Source organism: Sphaerisporangium sp. NPDC049457 (assembly GCF_055586705.1).
Window position 1 is genome coordinate 209,376 of record NZ_JBVJHR010000012.1, and the last position, 24,828, is coordinate 234,203.

Below are 24,828 nucleotides of genomic sequence, written 5' to 3' on the forward strand. Positions count from 1 at the left end.
GGGGGTGTCCGAGAATCGTCGAGGTGGGATCGGCCGAGATCAGATCCGTCGAGATCAGCTCGGTCGAGGTCGGATCAGGTGCGGGTCCAGCGCTGGTTGGCTCCGCCGTTGCAGGACCAGATGGCGAGCTTGGTGCCGTTGGCGGTGGCGTTGTTCGGCACGTCCAGGCACTTGTTGGCGCCGACGGCGGTGATGCTGCCGTCGGAGTTGAACCGCCACTTCTGGTTGTTCTGGCCGTTGCAGTCCCAGATGATGACGGTGGCGCCGTTGGCGGTGCTCGCGCCGTTCACGTCCAGGCACTTGTTGCCGTAGACCCGCAGCTCACTGGAGCTGGTGGAGGTCCACTGCTGGCCGGCCTGCCCGTTGCAGTCGTAGATCTGCGCCTGGGCGCCGTTGGACTGCGAGCCGCCGGTCACGTCCACGCACCGGCCCGATCCGACGCCGCGGATCGCGCCCGCGCCACCCGCGGTGGGCGTCGGGGTCGGGGTCGGGGTGACCGTGGGCGTGGGAGTGGGCGACGGGTCGCCGGACTGGAACTGCGTGAAGAACTTCCACACCTCCGCCGGGGTCCAGCTCCTCCAGCCGCCGCAGTTGCACCCGTCGATCGGGCCGGGGTCGTGACCTCCGTCGAACGCCGCCCAGACGACCGGGTACCCCGCCCGGCAGCCGGAGTAGGTGGTGACGATGTGCGACAGGCTGCCGTTCGCCGGCTCGGGCGGGTTCTGCGCGGCGCAGCCGTTGGCCCTGACGAACGTGTCACGCAGCGATCGTCCCGCCGAGATGTTCAGCGTGCCGTCCCGGAGCCCGTGGATCCCCATGTACGCGACGGGCTGTGTGCCGCCGCTGCATCCGCTGAGGTTCCCCCCGCTGTAGACGGCGACCGCGCGGAAGACCGTCGGCCGGGCACAGGCGAGCGCGTACGTCATCGAGCCGCCGTAGCTGAACCCCGTGGAGAAGATCTGCGAGGTGTCGACGCACAGACCCGCCTCGATCTGCCGGAGCATGTCGTCGACGAAGGTCACGTCCCGGCCGCCGGAGTTGGCCCAGCCGTTGCTGATGCCCTGGGGGGCGACGAAGATCGTGCCGTTGTTCGCGGCGTCCGCCAGCCGCCTCAGGCCGTAGTACGACCAGTTGTACCCGTCGGACCCGCCCGAGTCGACGTCGTTGGCCGTGCCGCCCACCCAGTGGAACCCGAAGATCACCCGGTAGGGACGGTTGTTGTCGTAGGAGGCCGGGACCCGCAGGATGTAGCTGCGGTTCTGGCCGCCGCTGCTGATCGTGTGATTGCCGCTCGCCAGCGTGGGGGCACTGCCGCATCCGGCGGTCGGCGCGGCGGCGGCCGACGCGCTCTCGCGGATGCTGCTCAGCGCCGCCTGACCCGTCGCCAGGACGAGAAGTGCCGCGACGGCGACCGCTCCGAAGAGAGATCTGGGGTTCACCATCGCACTACTCCCTCTGCGGGGGCCTGGGCAGAGAAAACCATCGTTTCTCCTTAATGAGGGGTGAGACCTCGGCAGGCAGGTATGTTCCGCGTCAGGCGTGGCCACTTCCGGGGAATGCGGGGTGTCCGCTTCCGCGGCGGATGGTGGCCGGCCCAGCGGCGCTCACGGCCGGCCGTCGGCCGGATTTCGAGCAGCATCAATGTGTGGGATCTGTCGAACCGTGTCGCATGCTTCTCTTCCAGCTGCTGTGAAGTGACGCACAGCGGAGCACATCTGAATGTGACAGGGCCTGTCAAGGCGGCCCTTTCGCCCCGCGAAGCACCTGTACGCGCCCTTCACTTGTGACCAGGCAAGCCATTCGGACGGCATCGACCCCCATGATGAAAATTTCAACCAGAGCGCCTCGCGCACCCGGCGGCCCGGCACCGGTCCATGCCGGAGACCAACAGTGCTCGGGGGATGACGAGCGCCGATCAGCATGTCGAATCGATTCCTGAACGTGGACGTTCGCCTCCGCTCGGCCGCGCTCGCTCACCGCCTGCTGGCTAGTCTGTCCGGGAAGGTACGCGTTACCGGACGGGAGCACGAGAGTGGTGGGGCGCGCTTCCGCCGCGGCGCGTCTACGGTCGCTTTCCGTGGACGCGGCGGCGGCGTTCGTGACCGTCGCGGTGTTCTGGCTTCCGCCGATCACCGATGCGGCCGGCACGTGGCGCTCGGCCGCCGGACTGGTGCTGGCCGCGGTCACGGCGGCGGCGGTGCTGCTGCGGTGGCGGATACCGATGGTCGCGGCGCCGGCGGCCGGCGCCGCGACCCTGGCGGCGAGCCTGCTGGGAGTGTGCCAGGATCCGATGCTCGCCACCGCCTGGTGCTCGTACGCGCTGGCGCTGACGCACGCGTCGCGGGTTCGGCGGTTCGTGTTCGTCGTCGCCGGCGCCGGCGCCGTCCTGGCAGCCGTGACGGGCGTCCCGCGAGGAAGCCTGGGCGGCCTCGGGCAGCGCGTGGTGATCGCGGCCGCCGCGTTGAGCGTGTCGTGGTTGCTGGGGGTCACCGTCGGGAGGCGGATCGAGTCCGCAGCGGAGGCCGAACGTGCCCGGGCGGCCGAGCACGCCGCCCGCGTGCAGCTCGATGTCGCCCGGGACGTGCACGACGTGGTCGGGCACGCGCTCGCGCTGATCAGCGCCGAGGCCGGGGTGACGCGGGGCCTGGCGGACGCCCGCGAGCAGGAGCTGCGTGACGCTCTCGCCGGCATCGAGGGGCACGCGGCCCGGCGCCTCGGCACCGCACGCTGGGAGAAATCTTCAGCGCGACGGACAGGGTGCCTGGTGATCGAGATCAGAGGGCTAAGCAAGCACTATCGGAACCACAAAGCGGTCGACGACATCACTTTCACCGCGGAGCCGGGACGCGTCACGGGGTTCCTCGGCCCGAACGGGGCCGGCAAGTCGACCACGCTGCGCGTCCTGCTCGGCCTGGACGCGGCCACCGCCGGGCAGGCGCTGATCGGCGGCAGGCGCTACCGGGACCTGCGGCACCCGCTGCGCACGGTCGGCGCCCTGCTCGACGGGGCGGGGCCGGTGCCCGAGCGCCGCGCGATCGATCACCTGTGGTGGATCGCCCAGTCGAACCGCATCCCGCGCGGGCGGGTGCGGGAGGTGCTCGACCTCGTCGGCCTGGGAGACGCGGCGAGAAGGCGGGTGAAGAAGTACTCGCTCGGCATGAAGCAGCGGCTGGGGATCGCGGCCGCGCTGCTCGGCGAGCCGGAGATCCTCGTCCTCGACGAACCCGTGAACGGGCTGGACCCGGACGGCATCCGCTGGGTCCGTACCTTGCTCCGGGAGTACGCGGCCGCCGGCCGTACCGTGCTGTTGTCGAGTCATCTCATGACCGAGACGGCCGGCACGGCCGACGCCGTAGTGATCATCGACCGCGGTCGTATCGTCGGCCAGGGCTCGCTGGCCGAGGTCACGGCCGGCCATGCCTCCCTGGAGACGGCGTTCTTCGCCCTCACCGGCGACCGGATCGGACCGCGACGGTGAACGAGACCCGGGCGGAACTGACCAAGATCCGCACACTGCCCGGGGCGTTGATCGTCACCGGCGTCATCCTCGCCCTGCACGTGCTGGTGCAGTACCAGTCCATCGGCCTCCTCGCCGACGCGGTGGCGAAGATCACCCCGGACGGCGTCATCGAGGTCTTCACCGGACAGCCCCAGCCGGCGGGTGAGGCGATCCTCGGCCTGCTGGCCGGGGGATCTCTGCAGATGGGCCTGTTCCTGCCCGTGCTCGCCGCCGTGATCGCGGGTCAGGAGTTCCGCTCGCGGCAGCTCGGCGTGACCGTGCTCGCCATGCCGCGCACCGTCCGCCTGCTGGCCGCGAAGCTGCTCGGCACGGCACTGTACGTGCTCGTCGTCGCGATCCTCATCGCGGGGATCACCACCGCGTTCATGTACGTCGCCGTCAAAGGCTGGAACCCCGGGCTGCTCGTCAGCGGCGAGGCCCTCCTCGTGCACATCAGGTTCATCGTCTTCGCGGTCCTGTTCTGCCTCACCGGGTTCGCCGTCACCACGGCCGCGCGCAACACGCTGGCCGGCATCGTCGTCACCGTGGCACTGATCACCGTCACCATGACCCAGGTCCTGGCCGGGTCCGCGCCGGATCTCGACGCGCTGTTCCCGCTCAGCGCGGCCCGGAATCTCATCCTCGATCCCGGCGTCAACGACCTCACGGCCGGCCGGGCGCACGGCCTGCTCGTTCTCATCGGCTGGGCCGCCGCGACCGCCGCCGCCGCGGGGATCACGCTCAGCAAGAGGGACGCGCGATGAGCGCCCCGGCCGCCGTATCTCCGCCGGGGGCCATCCGGTTCCGCGACCTGCTGGCGGCCGAGCGCACCAAGATCATCACCCTCCCTGCCGCCTGGATCGCCCTGGCCGTCGCGTCCGGCGCCAACGCCCTGCTCGGCGTCGTCGCGGCCACGGACGCCGTCCGGGTCGCCGGGTCAGGCGGTGCGATCCCGGTGTCCCAGCTCGGCACCCTCATGCTGGCACCGGTCTACGCGTTCATCGCGATCGCGGTCTTCGCGGCCGGAAGCGAGTACCGCGGCGGTCAACTGCGCGTCAGCCTCGCCGCCGTACCCGACCGCAACCGGCTGTTCGCCGCCAAGCTCACCGCCGGCGTGACGCTCAGCCTGTTCGCGTCGGTACCGGCGGTCCTGCCGGGCTACGTCCTGCAGTCTCATGCGGCGGCTCGCGACGGCGAGCGGGCAGCCTTTGTGAGCCTCATAACGGCATATGTCGTGCTCAGCCTCATCGGCCATGGTCTCGCCGTCATCACGAAGGCGGTCATCACCCCCCTGGCCGTGCTCTTCGTCACGCCGGTCCTCATCTCACCGGCGTTCCGGGGCGCCCTGCCGCAGCTCGTGCGCTTCCTGCCGCACGAAGCCGCCCTGAGCCTGCTCAAAATGCCGGCCCACCACGCCACGGCCCTCGACCCCCGCACCGGTCTCCTCGTACTGACCACCTGGGCGGCCTTATCAGTCACCGCCGCCTGGCGAACCTTCATCCACACGGCAAGCTAGCCGCCCCGTCGCGCCGCCCCAGCCCCGACGAAGGGGGCACGGTCAGATCGTGGCCATGGTGACTGACCAGTCATCGCGTACATGCCGGCCGCGAGGCTCAAATCTCCTTCAGAAGAGCGAGGACCCCCTCGGCCGTGGGGTGATCGTCGCCGTAGCGGCTTACGAGGTCGTCATGTGCTCAGGCGATGGCGGGGGCAGCACGCGGCTCACCACGCCGGCGTACATCCGTACGGGGCTGGGCCCGGTGTCCAGGAAGTCCCCTGAACCGCCGAGGTCGGCGGCGAACGGCAGCAGGTCGTCGTATACCTCTTCGGCCGAGGCCGGACGGTTTTCGGGGTCGTATCTCATCGCGGTCGGGATGTGATCGAGGATCTCACCAAGGCTCTGACGTGGCGTTCTTCCAGGTCAGGCGGCGAGTTCGGCGTTCAAGTGGTCGCGGAACTCTCGGACCATGACGGTGTCCGCGTGCGGTTCCAGGCGCTCGGCGAACTGGCGGATGAGGTCGGTCGACCGGTTGGACGTCAGGGTCTTCGTCATGGGAATGGCGGCGCGGGCACAGGTCAGCGCCTGCTCCAACTCGCCCATGCCGAGGTACGCCTCAGCGGCGTGGATCTGATTGAACTGGGCCGTCCGCGGCACTCGGTCCTTGAACTCGCGCACGGCTGCTTCCGCGCGTTCCGCCGCCCTCTGGTGCTCGCCGAGCAGGCTCCAGCAACGGCCGGCCTGGGCGTCCAACTCGGTTACCTCGTACAGCGCGGTCCAGGCCGGGTCGCGGTCGGAGGTGCCTCGCCCGTGAGCGCGCTCGGCTTCGGTGAGCAACCGTTCGACCTGCTTCGCGTTGTGCCGGTCGGCGGTCTCGACAGGCTTGGTCTGCAACGACGTCGCCCACGCCTCCCTGACCAGCATCAGCGACATGGCGCGTGGAGGTGCGTCCGCCCGGCGGGCGGTGTCCACGGCCGCCCTCGCCAACCAGACAGCCCAGGTCGGTTGCTCCAGGTGGATGGCCTGCCGGGTCAATGTGGCCAGGACCCAGGCGCCGGTCAGGGGGTCGTTCGCGGCTTTGGCGAGGCGGAGGGCGTGGCCGAAGTGTTGCTGGGCCTGGCCGTGCTGGTTGACGTCGAAGGCGGTCCAGCCGGCCATCCAGCTCATCCCGGCCGCCGCGCTCATCAGCTCGGCCCCCACCCGGTCGTCGTACCGGCCGCGCAGCAGCGGCGTCACGTTCTCGTTCAGGTAGCGCAGCACCACCGGTCGCACGAGCCCGGCCCCGAACCGCTGGTCCATCTGGCTGAACGCCGTGCGGGCCTCGTTGACGCGCTCGACGTCCGCCAGGCCCACGGCCCGCCCGGAGCCCTCGTGCGCGGCCGACGCCGCCGGGCTGCCGTAGTTCCACGAGACCAGCCACTCGGCCAGGGCCGAGGGCACGAACGGCAGCGTGGCCAGCAGGTGACGACGGGACGGGTCCATCTCCAACCTCCACAGATGCGCGGCGGCCTTCACGGTAGCCACCAGCGCGCCGCCCGCGCCGTCAGCGGCCGGCCACGATGGTGTCGCCCCGAAGGCCCACCCTTCTATCCACTCCTCGACCTGCACCAGCTCCACCCCGAACGCGGTGGCGATGCGCGCCCGGTAGCAGGCCCGGACGCCCTGCTCGCCGCGCTCCCAGCGAGCCCAGGTCGTGGCGGCGACCCCGACCGCTTCGGCCGCCTCCTCCTGGCTCATGCCGGGCCGCCTGCGCGCCCGCGCCAACTCCGGCCGTCCCGCCTGCCGCCGCGTCTCACCCACGGTTGCCCCCTTGTGATCGGATGACTACACATTGTGAGTATCGCGGCATGGCCGCCGCCGCCATCCCCGGAAAACGCCCAGCAAGCGACCAGCCGGGCGACGATCGACCACCTCGCCCGACTCGCCGGTGTCCGCTGGCCGCGGCGAGGTCAGACCCGGCGAACGGCGGCGGCAAGCTCCCGGACTCCGGTGACCCTCGGATGCGATACGGCCAGTTCATCGGCGATCTCGCGGATGGCCGGCCTGTCCCGGACCTCACTGGGGGCGTGTTCGTACGCGACGAGGAGATGGTGCGTCGTCTGCTCCGGTTTTCCCCAGCGCCACCACGCCCGCGCCAGATCGGTGTGGAGCCGTCCCTTCCGCTCAGGTGTCGGGAAGTGCTCCGCCCTCAGATCGCGGCCCGCGTGGAGCGCCGTCCCCGCATCGCCGAGCGCCCAGTGGACGCCCACCCGGTAGAGGGTGACCTGGGCAGGTGTCGCACCGGGCGGAGTTCCCCCGGAACGCGGCCGCCTGGCCGCGCGTTCGGCCTCGCCGATCATCTCCAGCGCCCGGTCGCGGTCGCCGGCCTGTGCTCCACACCCGTGACTACGCCGACTTCTGCCGGCGCGTCGCGGGCCGCTTCATCCACCACACCCCCGACGACACGGCGGGCGAGTCCTCCGGGAGTGGGTGCGCCACAGCCGTTACCGTCGAGGCGATGAGGGCGGCCGGGCTCCCGGTCGACATCGACCTGTGGACGGTGCCCGGTGAGTGCCAGACCGACAAGTGCCACCAGTGCCATGCGGGGTGCGCCGACAGCCCTTCGTAGGCGAGAGTGGTCCGAGCTGCCCAAACGGGTCCGCGTGGCCGTCGAGGAGCAGGTCGGGACGGTCATCGCGGCCCGGTCGGCCGAGGTCGGCCTGACAGCCGGGGTGGCCGCCACGATCACCACCATGGGGGCCGTCTTCTTCGTGAAGGCGGCCCCCATCCGCGCGCCCGCCGCGGCTCACTACGTCCGGGAACGCGCCGTGAACCAAGCGCTGCCCGCGACCGTTCCCGCGCCACGGATGATCTGGGCCGATGACGTCGCCGGATGGCATGTCCTGGTGTTCGCGCATGCCCCCGGCCGCTCCTCCGACCTCGCTCCCGGCTCACCGGATCTCGCGGCCACGTTGGACGCGGTCGAAGCACTCGGCATCCCGTGCCCATGGCGGGAGGCCCCCTCGGCGTCCGGCAAAGGTCACGCTCTGCTCCTGGGAGCCGGCCGTCTCATCGACGCTCCACCGGCCGAGTTCGCCCGCTGCGCGGTTCTCGCGAAGAACCTCGACCCCGCGGATCTGATGGGACCGGTTCTGACGCATGCCGATCTGCACTCTGGCAACATCCGCGTCGACCACGCCGGCGTGAGCTTCGTCGACTGGTCGCTCGCCTGTGCGGGGGCCTCGTGGCTCGACATCGCGTTGCTCCTGCCACGGCTCATCGACGCCGGGCACAGTCCCGCCCAAGCGGAGCAGGTTGCCTCTCGTGTACCGGCATGGACGTCCGCGCCCCCGGACACGGTGACCGCCTTGGCCGCCGTCCGGGCGCTGTTCGCCGCGCACATGGCCGTGACCGGTCCCGCTCACCTGGCGGACACGCGCCGCGGAACCGCCGCCGCATGCCGGGCGTGGGTGGAGTACCGCGCGAGCTGAAGGCCGCCGGCTCGCGGCTCGTCGGATGTCGTCGGGCGGTCACCCGGCGACCACGCGCGGCGTCTGATCATTCCATGTGGCCTGTACGGACAGTCATCGGTGTTCAGCTCGCCGCCCTTGGCGCGTTTCCTGCTGTCACGGCAATCGACAGTGAATGGAGCGCGCCAATGCGGCCGGTCGACGGCATCCCCTCGGGCAGCCCCCACGCCATCCCCCCAGGCGTCCCCGAGCGATCTTCGCCGGAACCGTCCTCGCCATCCGAATGGCCGGGACCGGGTGGACGCCGGCCCGCGCGGACGGCGGGGCTGCCTGCCCGCCATCGGCCGCCGCTGGGATGGGCTAATAGGGCGGGCGCGGCATTGGTCATCTTTCAGCCGCCCCGGTATCTGGCTGGTGACCTTGTGCCTGGGACGGGCACGGGCGGCCGAGGTGAGGCGCCTTTGGCGGCGGGGAGGTCAGGGGAGGGTGCGGGTGAGGAGGAGGGCGACGTCGTCGTATTGGCGGGGGAGGGCGGCGATGATGGCCTCGCAGGTGGAGTCGAGGGTGTGGCGGGGGGAGGCGAGGGCGCGGCCGAGGGAGGCGATGCCGGTGTCGATGTCCTGCTCGCGGCTCTCGACGATGCCGTCGGTGTAGAGGCCCAGGATGCTGCCGGGCGGCATCGGCACCTCGGTGGTGGTGAAGGCCCTCGCGAAGTCGGGGTCGCCGAGGCCGAGCGCCAGCCCCGGCGGCAGGTCGATCACCGACGCGTCGCCGCCGGGGTGGACGAGGATCGGGGGAGGGTGCCCGGCGCAGGACAGCGCGCAGGTGTGGGTGGCGAGGTCGACGATGGCGTACAGGCAGGTGGCGCACTGGATGGAGTCCATGTCCTCTGCCATGTGGTCGAGCCGGCGCAGCACGTGGTCGGGCGGCTGGTCGGTGCCCGCCAGGGCCCGGACGGCCGCGCGGAGCTGGCCCATCGCGCCGGCCGCCACGGCGCCGTGCCCCATGGCGTCTCCGATGACCAGGGCGATGCGCGTGTCCGACAGCGGGATGACGTCGTACCAGTCGCCGCCCACCCGCATGGCGCTGGCCGGGAGGTAACGGTGGGCGACCTCCAGGCCCGGCGGGACGGCGAGCGTGCGGGGCGCGAGGTTGTGCTGCAGGGCCTGCGCGGTGTCGCGTTCGCGGGTGTAGAGGCGGGCGTTGTCGATGGAGATGGCGGCCCGGACGGCGAGGTCTTCGGCGAGCGCCTTGTCGTGCTCGTCGAAGCGGCGACGGTCGGGGGAGCGTGAGAAGGAGATGAACCCGAGCACCATGCCACGCGCGGTCAGCGGCACGGTGAGGAACGAGGAACGCTCCAGGTAACGCAGCGCCGGCTCGCCGAGCACCCCGATGATGCGGTCGAGGTCGTCGAGCTTGAGTTCGGCCGACGAGGAGCAGACCGGCGCGTTGGACGCCATGCAGCGGCAGGCGGGATGCCGGGCCCCGTAGGTGACGACCTCGTCGGCGGGGAAGGCGGCGTGCCACTGGCCCTCGTCGGTCTCGCGGGTGCCCAGCCTGAAGGCGAGCCGGCGGACGCGTGCGGACCCGTCGGGCGCGTGGTAGGGGCGCTCCTCGTCTCTGAGCAGACCTTCGAGGACGTAGAGGGCGGCGGTGTCGGCCAGGCGCGGCACGGCGATCTCTGTGAAGTCCGCGGCGGCCTGCCGGGGGTCGAGGGTGGCGCCGACGTGCGCGCTGAGCACGTTCAGCAACGCGAGGCGCTCGCGCGTCGTGGCGTCCGCGCCGTCGTGATGGGGAAGGGCGGTGTCCACGGCGGTGACCAGGACGGCTCCCCAGGCGCCGGGACGGGCCAGCGGCTCGAAGGTGAACGCGACGTCGTGGACGCGGCCGTCGGCGCATTGGGCGGAGAGCACGTCGCTCCACCGCGCGCCCGCGGCGACCTCTTCGAGCAGGCGGCGCACCATGTCGCGGCGGGTGCCGCGCAGCAGCAGGTTGCAGATGTCGCGGCCCATGGCCTTGTCGGCCGCGGGCCCGAACAGGCGCATCGCGCCGCCGCTCCATTGGGTGACGCGCCCGGCGGTGTCGAGCACCATGGCGGCATGGCCGGCCAGGTGCCGCACGCCCGGGCGTGGGCGGCGGGTGTCGCCCGTCGCTGAGCCTGCCCTCGCCGCACGCGCCACCAGACCCCCTGACAACGGATGGAACATCGTGTCCGGCGCCGCGTGGAGGTGTCTGGACACTCCTACCTATGCGGATCTGCGGCTACCGTCAGTAAATTAGCATCTACGCTGCGCTTCCTTTTGCGAAACCTCTTCAAGTGGAAGCCCGCGACCGCTTCGGGGCCACGGTTCGCTCGTGGTCGTGAGTGGGTGTGGAATCGCCCTGTGGGGCCCGGATCGCGGCTGTGCATCGATGCTGAGCAGCGGCGATCCGGCGCGGCTCGGTCGCCGGGCGTGTCGATCCACTCGGGAGAGTGGCTGGTATCACACTGCTCTACCGGAATTGTGTGACCGCGTAGGACGGTTGGCCCCAGCGTGACCCCTGCCCCGCTCTTGACCTGGCCCATTCCCGCGGCCGACGGTCCGCCGTGCATGTGTCGCTGTCATAGCTGACGCGGAAGCCCCGCTCACAGCCCCTTCTCGCCCGGACGTGACCGTCCTCTATTTCGGATATAACCTACCTGTGATACATGTTTCTGGCCTTCGCAAGGTCTACGGCAACGGCGTCGTCGCGATCGACGGCGTCGACCTCGACGTCCGCGAGGGCGAGATCTTCGGTGTGCTCGGGCAGAGCGGCGCCGGCAAGAGCACGCTGCTGCGATGTGTCAACCTGCTCGAACGTCCCACTGCGGGCACCGTCAGGGTCGCCGGCCAGGAGCTGACCGCGCTCGGCCAGGCCGACCTGCGCCGCGCCAGGCAGGGCATCGGCATGATCCACCAGCACTTCGCCCTGCTGTCGTCCCGCACGGTGGCGGGGAACGTCGCCTTCCCGCTGGAAGTGGCCGGGCTGCCCCGGGCCCGGCGCGCGGCGCGCGTGCGCGAGCTGCTTGAGCTCGTCGGGCTCGAAGGAAAGGCCGCGGCCTACCCCGCACAGCTCTCCGGCGGCCAGAAACAGCGCGTCGGCATCGCCCGCGCCCTCGCCGCCGGACCGAAGGTCCTGCTGTCGGACGAGGCGACCAGCGCGCTGGACCCCGGGACCACGCAGTCCATCCTCGCCCTGCTCAAACGCCTCAACGCGGAGCTGGGCCTGACGATCCTGCTGATCACCCACGAGATGCACGTCATCAAGGGCGTCTGCGACTCGGTGGCGATCATGCGGGACGGCCGCGTCGCCGAGGCCGGCACCCTGGCCGAGCTCGTCGCCCGTCCCGGATCGCTGCTCACCCGCGAGATCTTCCCGCTCCCGGAGCCCGCGCCGCCCGGCACCGTGACCCTCACCTTCGCGGGACGGGCCGACGAGCCGGTGATGTCCACGCTGGTGCGCGGGTTCGACGTGGACGTCAACGTCCTGGGCGGCTCGCTGGAGAACCTCGGCGGGCGGCCGGTGGGACGGCTCCGCGTACGGCTCGAAGGCGGCGACCACGCCGGCGCCCTCGGTCACCTGCGTGAACGCGGTGTGATCGTCGAGGAGGCCCCGCCGTACCAGGCCGCCGCGCCGATCACGGAGGAGGCCCGGTGAACGCCGACGAACTGCTGCCCGCGCTGACGCAGGCGACCGGCGAGACGGTCCAGATGGTGTTCTGGTCGGCGCTGCTGACGCTGGTTCTCGGCCTTCCGCTGGGCGTGTTCCTGGTCACCACCGACCGTGGCGGCCTCACGTCCGCCCCGGCGGTCAAGGCGGTGCTCGGCGGGGTCGTCAACATCGGGCGGTCGCTGCCGTTCATCGTGCTGATGGTCGCGATCCTGCCCTTCACCCGCCTGGTCACCGGCACCACCATCGGGACGGTCGCCGCGATCGTCCCGCTGACGCTCGGAGCCGTGCCGTTCTACGCCCGGCTGGTCGAGACCGCGCTGCGCGGGGTCGAGCGCGAGGTGGTCGAGGCCGCCCAGGCGATGGGCGCCGGCCGCGTGCGGGTGGTCGGCCGCGTCATGCTGCCCGAGGCGCTGCCCGGACTCGTCGCCGGGCTGACCGTGACCATCGTGGCGCTGATCGGCTACTCGGCGATGGCCGGCGCGATCGGCGGCGGAGGGCTCGGCGACCTCGCCATCAGGTACGGCTACCAGCGCTTCGACACGACCGTGATGATCATCACCGTCGTGTTGCTCGTGGTGGTCGTACAGCTGATCCAGAGCCTCGGCGACCTCCTGGCCCGCCGGCTGTCCCGTAGATGAGACCCGCGGACGACAGATGAGACGCGCGGACGACGAACTGCGAACGAAGACCCGCGGACGACGACCGCGGACGAAGACCGGCGGATGAGACCCGCAGATGAGCACAAGGAGATATCGGATGCGTAAGTTGATCGGCCCCCTGGCGGCCGCGGTGCTCGCGTTGACCCTGGCGGCGTGCGGCGCGTCCGGCGGGGCGGAGCCGGCCGCGGCGAAGGACGGCGTGCTGAAGATCGGCGTGAGCCCGGTGCCGCACGCGGAGATCCTGAAATTCGTCAAGGACAAGCTGGCCCCCGCCGCCGGGCTCAAGCTGGACATCGTCGAGTTCACCGACTACGTGCAGCCGAACGTGCAGTTGCAGGAGGGCCGGCTGGACGGCAACTACTTCCAGCACCGTCCCTACCTGGCAGACTTCCTCAAGTCCAAGGGCGGCAACGAGCTGACCTTCGTCCAGGCGGTCCACCTGGAGCCGCTCGGCCTGTACTCGCGGAAGGTCAAGAGCGCCGGCGAGCTGGCCTCAGGGGCGACCATCGCCGTGCCGAACGACGCCACCAACCTCGGACGCGGGCTGAAGCTGCTGGAGGACAACGGCCTGATCACCCTCAAGCCGGGCGCGGGGACGGCGGCCACCGAGCGGGACGTGGCGCAGAACCCCAAGAACCTGCGATTCAAGCCGCTGGAGGCCGCCCAGCTGCCGCGCTCGCTGGAGGACGTCGACGCGGCCGTGATCAACGGCAACTACGCCCTGGAGGCCGAGCTCAAGCCGGCCTCCGACGCCCTGGTACTGGAGAAGGCCGAGAACAACCCTTACGCCAACGGCCTGGTCGTCCTCAAGGGCCACGAGAACGACCCGCGGATCAAGAAGCTGGCGCAGCTCCTGGCCGGCCCGGAGGTCAAGAAGTTCATCGAGGACACCTACCAGGGCTCGGTCACCTCCTCCACGACCTGACCCTTTCGCGCAAGGCCGCCCGCCCGCCGTACAGCGGCGCCGAATTCGCCGCACCACTTCCCACCGCCGCGGCGCCATCACGCACAGCCTGTGGGGGCGAGCGAGCAGGGCGACCAGGCGGACGGTCGGGGGCCCGGTCGTCGCGGTGGGTCAGGGGGGCGGGGGCGCCGGGGGGCCGGGGGTGGCAGGGGGGTGGCGGAGGCCTTCGAAGGCTGTTTTGCAGACCATTTCGGCTAGCGCGTCGGCGTCCAGGCCGCCGCGGGGTCTGTACCACTCTGTCAGTGAGTTGACCAGCCCGAACAGCAGGCGGCTCGCGACGGCGGGGTCCACGTCGGGACGGACGTCGCCCTCGGCCTCCGCCTGCCGCACCAGCTCGCCCACCATGTGGTCGAACTCGCGGCGGCGGGCCAGGGCCCGTCGCTCCACCTTGGTGTTGCCGCGCACCCGCAGCAGCAGCGTGACGAACGGGAGGCGCTCGACCAGCACGTGCACGCTGCGGCGCACCAGATGTTCGAGCCGGTCGATGGCCCGGCCCTCCATGGCGGCGGTCTCGCGCGCCGCGTCGGACAGGCCGTCGAGCGCGCGGTCGACCGCCAGGCGGAGCAGTTCGTCCTTGCCGGAGACGTGATGATAGATCGCCGACTTGGTGATGCCGAGCCTGCGGGAGAGGTCCTCCATGCTGGTGGCCTCGTACCCTCGCTCGTTGAACGCCTTGACCGCGACGGCCAGCAGTGACTCCAGGTCGTAGCCGGGACGGCCCCGGCGGGGCGGCGTGACCGGCGCGGCGGTCATCGACGGTCCCGGTCGGCCCGGTGGGCTCGGTGGGATGGCGTGACGCCGGGGATGGTCATCGACGCTCCTCGTAGGGCGGCGTGATGCCGGTGGTGGTCATCGCAAGAAGTATTTCAGAAGGGCCCCGTCGAGCCATGCCGGTAAGGCCGCCTCGACTCCCGCGGTTCAGGGGGTTCGGTCGCTGGGGGTGGTGGGTTCGGGGGGTGTGGGCGGGTGGCGGTGGTCGATGACGCGGCGGAGTTTGCCGACCGAGCGTTCGAGGGTCTCGGGGTCGACGACCGCGCACTCCACGCCGACGCCGACGGTGTCCCGTACGGCCGCCACCACCTCGCCGGCCGCGAGGGCGCGGCGCTCGGCAGGGCAGTCCGGACGCGCCTCGACCCGCACGGTCATGTGGTCCAGGCGGCCCCGGCGGGTGAGCAGGAGCTGGAAGTGCGGGGACAGCCCAGGAGTGCGCAGGACGACCTCCTCGATCTGGGTCGGGAAGACGTTCACCCCCCGCAGGATGATCATGTCGTCGCTGCGCCCGGTGACCTTCTCCATCCGCCGGAACGGTCGTGCGGTGCCCGGGAGCAGCCGGGTCAGGTCGCGGGTGCGGTAGCGGATGATCGGCAGGGCCTCCTTGGTGAGCGAGGTGAACAGCAGCTCGCCCTTCTCGCCGTCCGGCAGCGCCTCGTCGGTGAAGGGGTCCACGACCTCGGGGTAGAAGTGGTCCTCCCAGATGTGCAGGCCGTCCTTGGTCTCCACGCACTCCTGCGAGACGCCCGGGCCCATGACCTCCGACAGCCCGTAGATGTCCAGCGCGTCGATGTCCAGGCGGTCCTCGATCTCCTGGCGCATCCGCTCGGTCCACGGCTCGGCGCCGAACAGCCCGAGGCGCAGCGAGGTGGAGCGCGGGTCGACGCCCTGCCGTTCGAACTCGTCGACCAGGGCCAGCATGTAGCTGGGCGTGACCATGATGACGTCCGGTTCGAAGTCCATGATCAGCTGCACCTGGCGGGCCGTCATGCCGCCCGACACCGGCACCACCGTGCAGCCGAGGCGCTCGGCCCCGTAGTGCGCGCCGAGGCCGCCGGTGAACAGCCCGTACCCGTAGGCCACGTGGACGATGTCGCCGGGCCGGCCGCCGGCGGCGCGTATCGAGCGGGCGACCAGGTCGGCCCAGGTGGACAGGTCGCGCTCGGTGTAGCCGACCACCGTCGGACGGCCGGTCGTGCCGCTGGAGGCGTGGATGCGCCGCACCTGCTCACGGGGGACGGCGAACATGCCGAAGGGGTAGTTCTCCCGCAGGTCGTGCTTGGTGGTCATCGGGAACCGGGCGAGGTCGCGAGCGTGCGGCAGTCCTCCGGGCGCACACCCGCGCGGTCGAACGAGCGGCGGTAGAACGCCACGTTGTCGTAGGCGTGCCGGAGCGTCCACTGGAGGCGTTCCAGCTGGAGGGCGCGCAGCTCGTCCTGGCCGATGCGCTCGACCGGCTCAAGACGTCCTGGATCTCTGAGGCCCGCCGCGTGTCGAAGGCTGCTCACCGAGCCCGCTCCGTTCGTCCGTTCGCCGCCGTTTCGAAGGTCCCCGGCCGCCCGGGGCGTCCTTCTGCGGACGCCGCGAGCCGTCCCGCCCAACGTACTGACCGAATGGCCGGTTGATGCGGATTTGTCGTCAGTTAAGGGTCGCCGATCACCCGCTGTCAAGGGGTGTCGTGAGCCGCTGAGAGTGGGTAGGAGCCAATGGGCCGCCGTGCCGTCACGGCTCCCCGCGCCCGCGCGGCGCGGGGATACCATCCTGGCGAACGGCCCGCATGGTGTTCCTCGATGGGGAGGTCGGCTATGGCCCCGCTCAGCAGCTACGTCACCGGTTCCTGGCACGTCCCGCGCGACGAGGGGGCCCCGCTGCACGACGCGGTCACCGGGGAGGAGATCGCCAGGCTCTCCTCGGCCGGCGTCGACTTCCGCGCCGCGCTGGAGTACGGGCGCCGCACGGGCGGCCCCGCGCTGCGCGAGCTGACCTTCCACCAGCGTGCCGCGCTGCTGAAGTCGCTGGCCTCGCACCTCCGCGAGCACCGCCAGGAGCTGTACGAGCTGTCGCTGCGCACCGGCGCCACCCTCAACGACTCGCGGTTCGACGTGGACGGCGGCATCGGGGTGCTGTTCTCCTACTCCAGCAAGGGCCGGCGCGAGCTGCCCAACGACACCGTGCACCTCGACGGCGGCGTCGAGCCGCTGAGCAAGGGCGGCTCGTTCGCCGGACAGCACCTCTACACGCCCATGCGCGGCGTCGCCGTGCAGATCAACGCGTTCAACTTCCCCGTCTGGGGGCCGCTGGAGAAGCTCGCGCCGGCCTTCGTCGCCGGCATGCCGTCGCTGGTGAAGCCGGCCGGGCAGACCGCCTACGTCACCGCCCGGCTGGTCGAGCTGATCGTCGCCTCCGGCATCCTGCCCGAGGGCGCGCTGCAACTGGTGTGCGGCAGCGCGGGCGATCTGTTCGAGCACCTCACCGAGCAGGACGTGGTGGCGTTCACCGGCTCGGCGTCCACCGCCCAGAAGCTGCGCACCCACCCGGTCGTCGCCGCCCGCTCGGTGCGCTTCAACGCCGAGGCCGACTCGCTGAACTGCTCGATCCTCGGCCCGGACGCCGCCCCCGGCGACGCCGCGTTCGACCTGTTCGTCGAGCAGCTCGTGACCGAGATGACCGTCAAGGCGGGGCAGAAGTGCACGGCGATCCGGCGGGCGTTCGTCCCGGCCGGGCTGATGGACGCGGTGGCCGAGGCCGCCGCCGCCCGGCTCGCGCGGGTCACGGTCGGCCACCCGGCCGACCCGTCGGTGCACATGGGCGCGCTCGCCGGCGTCGGCCAGCGCGAGGAGGTCCGCCGCGCGCTCAAGGCGCTCATCCCCGCCGGGTCGGTGGTGTACGGCGACCCCGAGCGGGTGGAGGTCGTCGGCGCGGACGCCGAGCGCGGGGCGTTCGTCTCGCCGCTGCTGCTGCGCGTGGACGAGGCCGACCGCCCCGAGCCGCACGAGGTGGAGGCGTTCGGCCCGGTCAGCACGCTCATGCCCTACACCTCGGCCGAGCGGGTGGTCGAGCTGGCCGCGCGCGGCCAGGGCAGCCTGGTCGGGTCGGTGGTCACCGGCGACCGCGGCTTCGCCCGCGAGGTGGTGCTCGGCGTCGCCCCCTGGCACGGCCGCCTGCTCGTCCTTTCCGCCGAGGCGGCCAAGGAGTCCACCGGGCACGGGTCCCCGCTGCCCGTGCTCGTGCACGGCGGCCCCGGGCGGGCCGGCGGCGGCGAAGAGATGGGCGGCGTCCGCGGCGTGCTGCACCACATGAACCGCACCGCCGTCCAGGCGAGCCCGTCCATGCTGGGGGCGATCACCGGGCGCTGGGTGCCCGGCGGCGAGCGCGAGGTGACCGCGGTGCACCCGTTCCGCAAGCACCTGGAGGAGCTCAGGCCGGGCGACACGGTGGTCGCGGGCCCGCGCCGCGTGGAGCTGGCCGACATCGAGCACTTCGCGGAGTTCACCGGCGACACCTTCTACGCCCACATGGACGAGGAGGCCGCCAGGGCCAACCCGTTCTTCGACGGCAGGGTCGCCCACGGGTACCTGATCGTCTCGCTGGCCGCGGGCCTGTTCGTCGACCCCGACCCCGGGCCGGTGCTGGCCAACTACGGCCTGGAGAACCTGCGTTTCCTCACCCCGGTCTACCCCGGGGACGAGCTGACGGTCACGCTCACCGCCAAGCAGATCGACCCGCGAGAGGGCGCCGCGTACGGCGAGGTGCGCTGGGACGCCGACGTGACCAAGCAGGACGGCTCGTCGGTGGCCAAGTACGACGTGCTGACCCTCGTGGCCAGGCGCGACGGCTGAGCCCGTGGCCTTCCCCACCTCGGTGGCCCGCCCGTGCGCGAGGCCCGCCGCCTTGCGCGCGACCGGCCGCTGAGCGAGACTGATAACTGACCGAATGTTCGGTAAAGGGGTGGCGCTGGATGGCTGAACTCCAAAGGCATTTCGACCGGACGATCGAGCAGGACCGCCGCGTCGAGCCGCGCGACTGGATGCCCGACGGCTACCGCGCGACGATGATCCGCCAGATCGCCCAGCACGCCCACTCGGAGATCATCGGCATGCAGCCCGAGGGCGAGTGGATCACCCGTGCGCCCACCCTGCGGCGCAAGGCCATCCTGCTCGCCAAGGTCCAGGACGAGGCCGGCCACGGACTCTACCTGTACTCCGCCGCCGAGACGCTCGGCGCCGACCGCTCAGAGCTGACCGCGATGCTCATCGAAGGGCGGCAGAAGTACTCCTCGATCTTCAACTACCCGACGCTGAGCTACGCCGACGTCGGGGTGATCGGCTGGCTGGTCGACGGCGCGGCCATCTGCAACCAGGTGCCGCTGTGCCGCAGCTCGTACGGGCCCTACGCGCGCGCCATGATCCGCATCTGCAAGGAGGAGTCGTTCCACCAGCGGCAGGGCTACGAGCTGCTGCTGACCATGATGAAGGGCACCCCCGCCCAGCGTGACATGGTGCAGGACGCGGTGGACCGCTGGTGGTGGCCGTCGCTGATGATGTTCGGCCCGCCCGACGACGCCTCGCCCCACACCGCGCGCTCCATGGCCTGGAAGATCAAGCGGCACACCAACGACGAGCTGCGGCAGCGCTTCGTCGACATGACCGTGCCCCAGGCCGAGGCGCTCGGCGTCACGCTGCCCGACCCCGAGCTGCGCTGGAACGCCGAACGCGGCCACCACGACTTCGGGCCGGTCGACTGGTCGGAGCTCAAGCGAGTGATCAGCGGCGACGGGCCCTGCAACGCGCGGCGCCTCGCCGTACGCCGCGCCGCGCACGAGAACGGCGCCTGGGTCCGCGAGGCCGCCGCCGCGCACGCCCGCAAGGCCGCGCGGCCCGCGCCCGGTGAGCGGGGGCACGGGGCCGGACCCGGCGATGCCGGACGCCGCGAGACCGGACGCGAGGAGACCGCCGAGGCGGCGGAGGTGAGGGCATGAGCGACTGGCCGCTGTACGAGGTGTTCGTGCGCAGCAAGCGAGGGCTCAACCACGTCCACGTCGGCTCGCTGCACGCCGCCGACGACGAGACCGCGCTGCGTCACGCCCGCGACCTGTACACCCGTCGCAACGAGGGCGTGAGCATCTGGGTGGTCCGGTCCGACCACATCGCCGCCACCAGCCCCGACGAGAAGGACCCCTTCTTCGCGCCCAGCGGCGACAAGGTCTACCGGCACCCGACCTTCTACGCCATTCCCGACGACGTCCCGCACATGTGAGGCCGCGATGTCCTCCGACGCCTCCAACTCGTCCGCATCGTCCGGCGTGCCCGACGTGTCCTTCGGGTCTTCCGTGTCCTCTGGGTCTACTTCGTCCGCGCGGCCGCCGCTGCGCCCGCCCGCCTCGGAGCCACGGCCGCCGGTCACGGCCGCGGGCCCGGACGCCGGCCCGGCCGCCGGCGAGACGCACGACGACGACCGGGCGTACGAGTTCTCCCTGGCCGACGCCTATGAGGCGATCAACGAGGCCGACGATCCCCGCTGGGCGTACGGCACCGGGTTCGCCGACCCGCTGGCGGGCGTCGACACCCGGATGCCCGACGGCGTGGACGGCGCCGACCTCGCGGCGTACTGCCTGATGCTCGGCGACGACGCGCTGGTCATGTCGCACCGGCTCCAGGAGTGGTGCACGCGCGCCCCCGAGCTTGAGGAGGAGGTGGCGCTGGCCAACATCGCCCTCGACCTGCTCGGGCAGGCCCGGCTGCTGCTGTCGCGCGCGGGCGCCGCCGAGGGGGCCGGTCGCGACGAGGACGCGCTGGCGTTCCTCCGCGAGCCGGGGGAGTTCCGCAACGTCCGCCTCGCCGAGGCGGAGAACGGCGACTTCGGGCGAGAGACGGCCCGCCTGCTGGTCTTCTCGACCTGGCGGCTCGCGCTGCTCGACCGCCTCGCGGGCTCGCGCGACCCGGTGCTCGCGGCCGTCGCCGTCAAGGGGGTCAAGGAGGTCGCCTACCACCGCGACTACGCCGCCGGCTGGGTCGTCCGGCTGGGCGACGGCACGGCGTACTCGCGTCGGCGCGTGAGCGAGGGCCTGGCGGCCGTGTGGCCGGACGTGGCCGAGCTTTTCGTCCCGCACGAGGTGGAGTCGAGGCTGGCGGCGGCGGGTGTGGGCGTGGACCCGGCCACGCTGCGCGAGGAGTTCGACGCCGTCATCGGCCAGGTCCTCACCGCCGCCACCCTCCCCGTCCCGGCGACCGTCCCACCGGTCGGAGGCCCGCCGGTCGGTGACCCGTTCGTCGAGAACCCGCCCGTCGAAGGCGCGCCCGACTCCGGTGACCGCTCCGGCGGGGACGGGCGAGGGCGCGGGCGGGACGGCGCGCACACCGCCGCCCTGACCCGGCTGCTGGCCGAGATGCAGAGCGTCGCACGGGGGAACGAGGGGGCGACATGGTGAGCGCGAGAGAGGCCGCGCGGGCCCGCCGGAACCGGCGCGGCGAGATCGCCGGGGCCGGAGGCGGGTCCCGCGCGCGAGGCGGGGCGAGCGCGCGGGAGGTCGCCGGGGCCGTGCCCGACCCGGAGCTGCCCATGCTGTCGCTCGCCGACCTCGGCATCCTGCGCGACGTCGAGGAGACCGGCGGCGGAGGCGTCGTCGTCACCGTCACCCCCACCTACAGCGGCTGCCCTGCCATGGGCGCCATCAGGGCCGACCTGTCGGCCGCCCTGCGCGCGGCCGGGTACGCCGATGTGGAGGTGCGCACGTCGCTCGCCCCCGCCTGGACCACCGACTGGATCACCGAGGAGGGCAGGCGCAAGCTCGCCGGCGCGGGCATCGCCCCGCCCGGTCCCGCCCCGGCGCGCCGGGCGGGCCCGGTGCCGCTGACCCTGGGCCCGGTCCGGCGGCGGGTCGGCTGCCCGCGCTGCGGGTCGGGCGACACCGAGGAGGTCTCCAGGTTCGGGGCCACGGCGTGCAAGGACCTGTGGCGCTGCCGCGCGTGTCAGGAGCCCTTCGAGCACGTCAAGGAGCTGTGAGATGACCCGCGCCCGAACGGCTCCGGCCGCGGCGCGGCGCGGCAGGCCCGGGTTCGCCGCGTTGCGGGTGTCACGGGTGGACCGGCTGTGCGAGGACGCCGCCGCGATCACCTTCGACGTCCCCGGCGGGCGGGCGCGGGAGTTCGCGTTCCAGCCCGGCCAGTCGCTCACGCTGCGCAGGTTCGTGGACGGCCGCGAGGAGCGGCGCTCGTACTCCATCTGCGCCCCCGCGGGCGGGCCGTTGCGCATCGGCGTCAGGGAGATCCCCGATGGGTTGTTCTCGACCTGGCTGGTGCGCGGCGTCAGGCCGGGGGACCTGGTGGAGGCGCTGCCGCCCTCCGGCGGCTTCACCGCCGACCTCTCGCGCCCGGCGCAGCACGTGTTCGTCGCGGCGGGTTCGGGGATCACGCCGGTGCTGTCGATCGCCTCCTCCGTGCTGGCGGTGCCCGGCTCCACGGTGACGCTGTTCTACGGCAACCGCACCACGCGCACGGTGATGTTCGGCGAGGAGCTGGCCGATCTGAAGGACTCCGCGCCGGCCCGTGTCGAGCTCGTGCACGTGCTGTCCAGAGAGCCCAGGGAGCCGGAGCTGTTCACCGGCCGCCTCGACCGGCCGAAGCTCCGCGTGCTGCTCCCCGCCCTGACCGACGTGGCCGGCGTCGGCCACTGGTGGCTGTGCGGGCCGTACGGCATGGTGAAGGACGCCCAGGTCGTGCTCGCCGAACTGGGGGTGGCGCGCGAGCGCGTCCACCACGAGCTGTTCTACGTGGACGAGCCGCCGCCACCGCCGGCCCGTCGCGCCGACGGGACGCGCGAGGAGGCGGCGGCCAAGGTGACGGTCATCCTGGACGGCCGCGCCACCTCCGTGCCGCTTCCCGCGGGCGTCACCGTGCTGGAGGGCGCGCAGCGCGTCCGTCCCGACCTGCCGTTCGCGTGCAAGGGCGGCGTGTGCGGCACCTGCCGCGCCAAGGTCACCGACGGGGCGGTGGAGATGCGCCGCAACTTCGCACTGGAACCCGCCGAGGTGGCGGCCGGGTACGTGCTGACCTGCCAGTCCGTGCCCCTGACACCCGACGTCACCGTCGACTTCGACACCTGAGGGCCGGCGGCGCGACGCCGGCCGACGCCGGGGCGGCGCCCCTCCGCCGGGTGGTCTTCCACTGTCTGAAGGTGGCTGGCGACGTCGAGGGGGGGGCGCCGGCGACGCTTGATCGCTCGTACGGCTCCGAACTGGGTATGGGGCTAATGCGGTGACCACCCCTTTTGCCGGGTGGTCTCCCTTTCCGCCGGGTATGGCGTTGTGACGGGGACCGGGGAGGGGCCGCGGCCGCCCGGCCGTCGGCCCACGGGCCGGGTGGGCCTCCCGTCAGCGGGGCAGGGCGGTGCGCGGCCATCGGGGGAGGGCGGTGTGAGGCGACCATGACCACGACACCCATCGCCGGATACGCGCTGCTGTCGGACCGGCACTCGGCCGCGCTGGTCGGCACGGGCGGGTCGGTCGACTGGCTGTGCCTGCCCCGGTTCGACAGCCCGTCGGTGTTCGCGGCGATCCTCGACGACGACGCGGGATCGTGGTCGATCAACCCGGCCGGCGAGTGCGCCGTGACGCGGCGCTACGTGCCGGAGACCATGGTGCTGGAGACGACGTTCGAGACCAGGACCGGCGTTCTCGTGCTCACCGACGCGCTGCTCGTGGGCGAGGACCCCGACGTGCACCGGCTCGGCGTGGACGCCCCGCACGTGCTGGCCCGCCGCGCCAGGTGCACGAGCGGCTCGGTGGAGATGAAGGTCCGCTTCGTGCCGAGGCCGGAGTACGGGCTGGTCATGCCGCTGCTGGCCGCCGTGCCGGGCGGGGTCCGCGCCAGGGGCGGCCCTGACCAGCTCGCGCTGTCGTCGCCGGTCCCGCTGGAGATCGCCGCCGAGGAGGCCACGGGTGGGGCGACGATCGGAGAGGGCGACACGCTGCTTTTCGGCCTGCACTGGAGCATGGCGGGCGAGCCGCCGCCCACCATGTGGGACGGCGAGCGCGTCGCAGCCGGCCTGGAGAGCACGGTGGCCCGCTGGCGGGCCTGGTCGCGGGTCCACCAGGCCTACGAAGGGCCTTACAGCGACATGGTCTCCCACTCCGGCCGGGTGCTGTACGCGCTGTCGTACCAGCCCACCGGCGCGATCGTGGCGGCGCCGACCACCTCGCTGCCCGAGACGCCGGGCGGGGGGCGCAACTGGGACTACCGCTACACCTGGGTGCGGGACGCGAGTTTCACGATGAACGCGCTGTGGGTGGCGGCCTGCCCCGACGAGGCCGACCAGTTCCTCGGCTGCATGACGACGGCCGCCGCGACCTACGAGCCCGAGCGGGCGCTGCAGATCGTCTTCGGCATCGGATGCGAGCACGACCTCACCGAGCGGGAGCTGCCGCACCTGGGCGGGTGGCGCGGCAGCCGCCCTGTCCGGGTCGGGAACGACGCGTGGCGGCAGCAGCAGGTCGACGTCTACGGGGAGCTGCTGGACGCCGTGCACTGCGTGTCCAGCCAGCTCGGGGACTTCGACGCGGCGGTCCGCGCCTTCCTCATCGCGCTCGCCGACGCGGCCGTCGCGCAGTGGCGCGAGCCCGACCACGGCATCTGGGAGATCCGCGGCGAACGCCGCCACTATCTCCACTCCAAGGCGATGTGCTGGGTCGCCGTCGACCGGGCCGTGCGGCTGGCCCGGCGCCTCGGCGCGGAGCACCGCGTCGCCGGCTGGCGGGCGGCGGCCGGCGAGATCAGGGACGCCATCCTGCGCGAGGGATGGAGCGAGAAGGCCGGCGCCTACGCGCAGGCGTTCGGCTCGGCCGATCTGGACGCCTCGGTGCTGATGATGCCCATCATCGGGCTGCTGCCGGCGGACGACCCGCGGATGCTCGCCACCATCGACGCCATCGCCGAGCGGCTGGTCGACGAGCACGGGCTGGTGTACCGCTATCGCATCGATGACGGGCTGCCGGGGGAGGAGGGGACGTTCCTGCTGTGCACGTTCTGGCTGGCCCAGGCACAGGCGCTGGCCGGGCGGCACGAGGAGGCGCGGGCCGTCTTCGAACGGGCGGGGCAGTTCGCCAACGACGTCGGGCTGATGGCCGAGGAGGTCTGCCCGCGCACCGGCGCGTTCCTCGGCAACTTCCCTCAGGCGTTCAGCCACATCGGGTTGATCAACGCCGCGTGGGCGGTGTCCCAGACCGAGCACGGCGGCCATTTCGAACCGGCCTGCCGATAGGGGCCCCCGGATGTTGGCGAAGATCCTCACGGTGACGCTCC

The 24,828-nt window shown here is 72.1% G+C and carries 21 protein-coding genes and 1 pseudogene; 15 read left to right on the forward strand and 7 right to left on the reverse strand.

Annotated features, from left to right (window positions below; genetic code table 11):
* Positions 1 to 74: 74 nt before the first annotated feature.
* A complete protein-coding gene (locus tag ACZ6QO_RS20405) occupies positions 75 to 1,442 on the reverse strand; it encodes a lectin (RefSeq protein ID WP_465852763.1) in 1,368 nt (455 codons plus the stop codon).
* Positions 1,443 to 2,077: 635 nt separating this feature from the next.
* On the opposite strand from ACZ6QO_RS20405, the gene ACZ6QO_RS20410 reads away from it, so the two are divergent.
* From ACZ6QO_RS20410 to ACZ6QO_RS20420, 3 genes are read left to right on the forward strand one after another with little or no spacing between them, the layout of a single operon-like run.
* Entirely contained in the window at positions 2,078 to 3,478 is a 1,401-nt protein-coding gene (locus ACZ6QO_RS20410) for an ATP-binding cassette domain-containing protein (RefSeq protein WP_465852765.1), read from the forward strand.
* Complete coding sequence (locus ACZ6QO_RS20415; RefSeq protein WP_465852767.1) at positions 3,475 to 4,263, forward strand: ABC transporter permease; 789 nt, start codon at positions 3,475 to 3,477, stop codon at positions 4,261 to 4,263. The genes ACZ6QO_RS20410 and ACZ6QO_RS20415 overlap by 4 nt, the downstream gene beginning before the upstream one ends.
* A complete protein-coding gene (locus ACZ6QO_RS20420) occupies positions 4,260 to 5,015 on the forward strand; it encodes an ABC transporter (RefSeq protein ID WP_465852769.1) in 756 nt (251 codons plus the stop codon). The genes ACZ6QO_RS20415 and ACZ6QO_RS20420 overlap by 4 nt, the downstream gene beginning before the upstream one ends.
* A gap of 159 nt (positions 5,016 to 5,174) precedes the next feature.
* Here the strand turns inward: ACZ6QO_RS20420 and ACZ6QO_RS20425 are convergent, their stop codons facing one another.
* The 3 genes from ACZ6QO_RS20425 to ACZ6QO_RS20435 form a co-directional block, all read right to left on the reverse strand.
* A complete protein-coding gene (locus ACZ6QO_RS20425) occupies positions 5,175 to 5,363 on the reverse strand; it encodes a hypothetical protein (RefSeq protein WP_465852771.1) in 189 nt (62 codons plus the stop codon).
* A 57-nt stretch (positions 5,364 to 5,420) separates the two neighbouring features.
* The gene (locus ACZ6QO_RS20430; protein ID WP_465852774.1) at positions 5,421 to 6,797 is read right to left on the reverse strand and encodes a helix-turn-helix domain-containing protein; all 1,377 of its coding nucleotides are present in this window, start codon (positions 6,795 to 6,797) and stop codon (positions 5,421 to 5,423) included.
* A gap of 149 nt (positions 6,798 to 6,946) precedes the next feature.
* Entirely contained in the window at positions 6,947 to 7,336 is a 390-nt protein-coding gene (locus tag ACZ6QO_RS20435) for a hypothetical protein (protein WP_465852777.1), read from the reverse strand.
* A 29-nt stretch (positions 7,337 to 7,365) separates the two neighbouring features.
* Between ACZ6QO_RS20435 and ACZ6QO_RS20440 the strand changes: the two genes are divergently transcribed.
* Positions 7,366 to 7,605, forward strand: coding sequence for a glycine-rich domain-containing protein (locus ACZ6QO_RS20440; protein WP_465852779.1), 240 nt, complete (start codon positions 7,366 to 7,368; stop codon positions 7,603 to 7,605).
* Between the two features lie 34 nt (positions 7,606 to 7,639).
* The gene (locus ACZ6QO_RS20445) at positions 7,640 to 8,467 is read left to right on the forward strand and encodes a phosphotransferase (RefSeq protein WP_465852781.1); all 828 of its coding nucleotides are present in this window, start codon (positions 7,640 to 7,642) and stop codon (positions 8,465 to 8,467) included.
* Positions 8,468 to 8,922: 455 nt separating this feature from the next.
* Here the strand turns inward: ACZ6QO_RS20445 and ACZ6QO_RS20450 are convergent, their stop codons facing one another.
* On the reverse strand, positions 8,923 to 10,539 hold the full coding sequence (locus tag ACZ6QO_RS20450) for a PP2C family protein-serine/threonine phosphatase (RefSeq protein WP_465852782.1): 1,617 nt from the start codon (positions 10,537 to 10,539) through the stop codon (positions 8,923 to 8,925).
* Positions 10,540 to 11,128: 589 nt separating this feature from the next.
* On the opposite strand from ACZ6QO_RS20450, the gene ACZ6QO_RS20455 reads away from it, so the two are divergent.
* The 3 genes from ACZ6QO_RS20455 to ACZ6QO_RS20465 all read left to right on the forward strand — a co-directional run bounded on the left by ACZ6QO_RS20455 (position 11,129) and on the right by ACZ6QO_RS20465 (position 13,723).
* On the forward strand, positions 11,129 to 12,124 hold the full coding sequence (locus tag ACZ6QO_RS20455; protein ID WP_465852783.1) for a methionine ABC transporter ATP-binding protein: 996 nt from the start codon (positions 11,129 to 11,131) through the stop codon (positions 12,122 to 12,124).
* The gene (locus ACZ6QO_RS20460; RefSeq protein ID WP_465852784.1) at positions 12,121 to 12,777 is read left to right on the forward strand and encodes a methionine ABC transporter permease; all 657 of its coding nucleotides are present in this window, start codon (positions 12,121 to 12,123) and stop codon (positions 12,775 to 12,777) included. The genes ACZ6QO_RS20455 and ACZ6QO_RS20460 overlap by 4 nt, the downstream gene beginning before the upstream one ends.
* Before the next feature lie 118 nt (positions 12,778 to 12,895).
* On the forward strand, positions 12,896 to 13,723 hold the full coding sequence (locus tag ACZ6QO_RS20465; RefSeq protein ID WP_465852785.1) for a MetQ/NlpA family ABC transporter substrate-binding protein: 828 nt from the start codon (positions 12,896 to 12,898) through the stop codon (positions 13,721 to 13,723).
* A 150-nt stretch (positions 13,724 to 13,873) separates the two neighbouring features.
* Here the strand turns inward: ACZ6QO_RS20465 and ACZ6QO_RS20470 are convergent, their stop codons facing one another.
* Both ACZ6QO_RS20470 and paaK read right to left on the reverse strand, forming a co-directional pair.
* On the reverse strand, positions 13,874 to 14,515 hold the full coding sequence (locus tag ACZ6QO_RS20470; protein WP_465852786.1) for a TetR/AcrR family transcriptional regulator: 642 nt from the start codon (positions 14,513 to 14,515) through the stop codon (positions 13,874 to 13,876).
* Between the two features lie 165 nt (positions 14,516 to 14,680).
* A pseudogene (paaK, locus tag ACZ6QO_RS20475) lies at positions 14,681 to 16,041 on the reverse strand (phenylacetate--CoA ligase PaaK).
* 297 nt (positions 16,042 to 16,338) lie between these two features.
* On the opposite strand from paaK, the gene paaZ reads away from it, so the two are divergent.
* From paaZ to ACZ6QO_RS20510, 7 genes are all read left to right on the forward strand, one after another.
* Positions 16,339 to 18,372, forward strand: a complete 2,034-nt coding sequence (paaZ, locus tag ACZ6QO_RS20480; protein WP_465852788.1) for a phenylacetic acid degradation bifunctional protein PaaZ — start codon at positions 16,339 to 16,341, stop codon at positions 18,370 to 18,372.
* A 119-nt stretch (positions 18,373 to 18,491) separates the two neighbouring features.
* On the forward strand, positions 18,492 to 19,511 hold the full coding sequence (paaA, locus tag ACZ6QO_RS20485) for a 1,2-phenylacetyl-CoA epoxidase subunit PaaA (protein ID WP_465852789.1): 1,020 nt from the start codon (positions 18,492 to 18,494) through the stop codon (positions 19,509 to 19,511).
* Entirely contained in the window at positions 19,508 to 19,789 is a 282-nt protein-coding gene (gene paaB, locus ACZ6QO_RS20490; protein ID WP_380839911.1) for a 1,2-phenylacetyl-CoA epoxidase subunit PaaB, read from the forward strand. The genes paaA and paaB overlap by 4 nt, the downstream gene beginning before the upstream one ends.
* A 313-nt stretch (positions 19,790 to 20,102) precedes the next feature.
* Entirely contained in the window at positions 20,103 to 20,960 is an 858-nt protein-coding gene (gene paaC / locus ACZ6QO_RS20495) for a 1,2-phenylacetyl-CoA epoxidase subunit PaaC (protein WP_465852904.1), read from the forward strand.
* Complete coding sequence (paaD, locus tag ACZ6QO_RS20500) at positions 20,954 to 21,535, forward strand: 1,2-phenylacetyl-CoA epoxidase subunit PaaD (RefSeq protein ID WP_465852790.1); 582 nt, start codon at positions 20,954 to 20,956, stop codon at positions 21,533 to 21,535. The genes paaC and paaD overlap by 7 nt, the downstream gene beginning before the upstream one ends.
* Position 21,536: 1 nt before the next feature.
* Positions 21,537 to 22,634 (forward strand): 1,2-phenylacetyl-CoA epoxidase subunit PaaE, encoded by a 1,098-nt coding sequence (gene paaE, locus ACZ6QO_RS20505; protein ID WP_465852792.1) that lies wholly within the window; start codon positions 21,537 to 21,539, stop codon positions 22,632 to 22,634.
* Positions 22,635 to 22,954: 320 nt separating this feature from the next.
* On the forward strand, positions 22,955 to 24,787 hold the full coding sequence (locus tag ACZ6QO_RS20510) for a glycoside hydrolase family 15 protein (protein WP_465852793.1): 1,833 nt from the start codon (positions 22,955 to 22,957) through the stop codon (positions 24,785 to 24,787).
* Positions 24,788 to 24,828: the final 41 nt, after the last annotated feature.

Coding starts and splice junctions, on each gene's coding strand:
- ACZ6QO_RS20470 (WP_465852786.1), bottom strand. CDS start 14,515: ATGACCGCCGCGCCGGTCACGCCGCCCCGCCGGGGCCGTCCCGGCTAC.
- ACZ6QO_RS20425 (WP_465852771.1), bottom strand. CDS start 5,363: ATGAGATACGACCCCGAAAACCGTCCGGCCTCGGCCGAAGAGGTATAC.
- paaE (WP_465852792.1), top strand. CDS start 21,537: ATGACCCGCGCCCGAACGGCTCCGGCCGCGGCGCGGCGCGGCAGGCCC.
- paaZ (WP_465852788.1), top strand. CDS start 16,339: ATGGCCCCGCTCAGCAGCTACGTCACCGGTTCCTGGCACGTCCCGCGC.
- ACZ6QO_RS20450 (WP_465852782.1), bottom strand. CDS start 10,539: ATGGTGCTCGACACCGCCGGGCGCGTCACCCAATGGAGCGGCGGCGCG.
- ACZ6QO_RS20510 (WP_465852793.1), top strand. CDS start 22,955: ATGACCACGACACCCATCGCCGGATACGCGCTGCTGTCGGACCGGCAC.
- paaA (WP_465852789.1), top strand. CDS start 18,492: ATGGCTGAACTCCAAAGGCATTTCGACCGGACGATCGAGCAGGACCGC.
- paaB (WP_380839911.1), top strand. CDS start 19,508: ATGAGCGACTGGCCGCTGTACGAGGTGTTCGTGCGCAGCAAGCGAGGG.
- paaD (WP_465852790.1), top strand. CDS start 20,954: ATGGTGAGCGCGAGAGAGGCCGCGCGGGCCCGCCGGAACCGGCGCGGC.
- paaC (WP_465852904.1), top strand. CDS start 20,103: ATGCCCGACGGCGTGGACGGCGCCGACCTCGCGGCGTACTGCCTGATG.
- ACZ6QO_RS20405 (WP_465852763.1), bottom strand. CDS start 1,442: ATGGTGAACCCCAGATCTCTCTTCGGAGCGGTCGCCGTCGCGGCACTT.
- ACZ6QO_RS20465 (WP_465852785.1), top strand. CDS start 12,896: ATGCGTAAGTTGATCGGCCCCCTGGCGGCCGCGGTGCTCGCGTTGACC.
- ACZ6QO_RS20435 (WP_465852777.1), bottom strand. CDS start 7,336: ATGATCGGCGAGGCCGAACGCGCGGCCAGGCGGCCGCGTTCCGGGGGA.
- ACZ6QO_RS20420 (WP_465852769.1), top strand. CDS start 4,260: ATGAGCGCCCCGGCCGCCGTATCTCCGCCGGGGGCCATCCGGTTCCGC.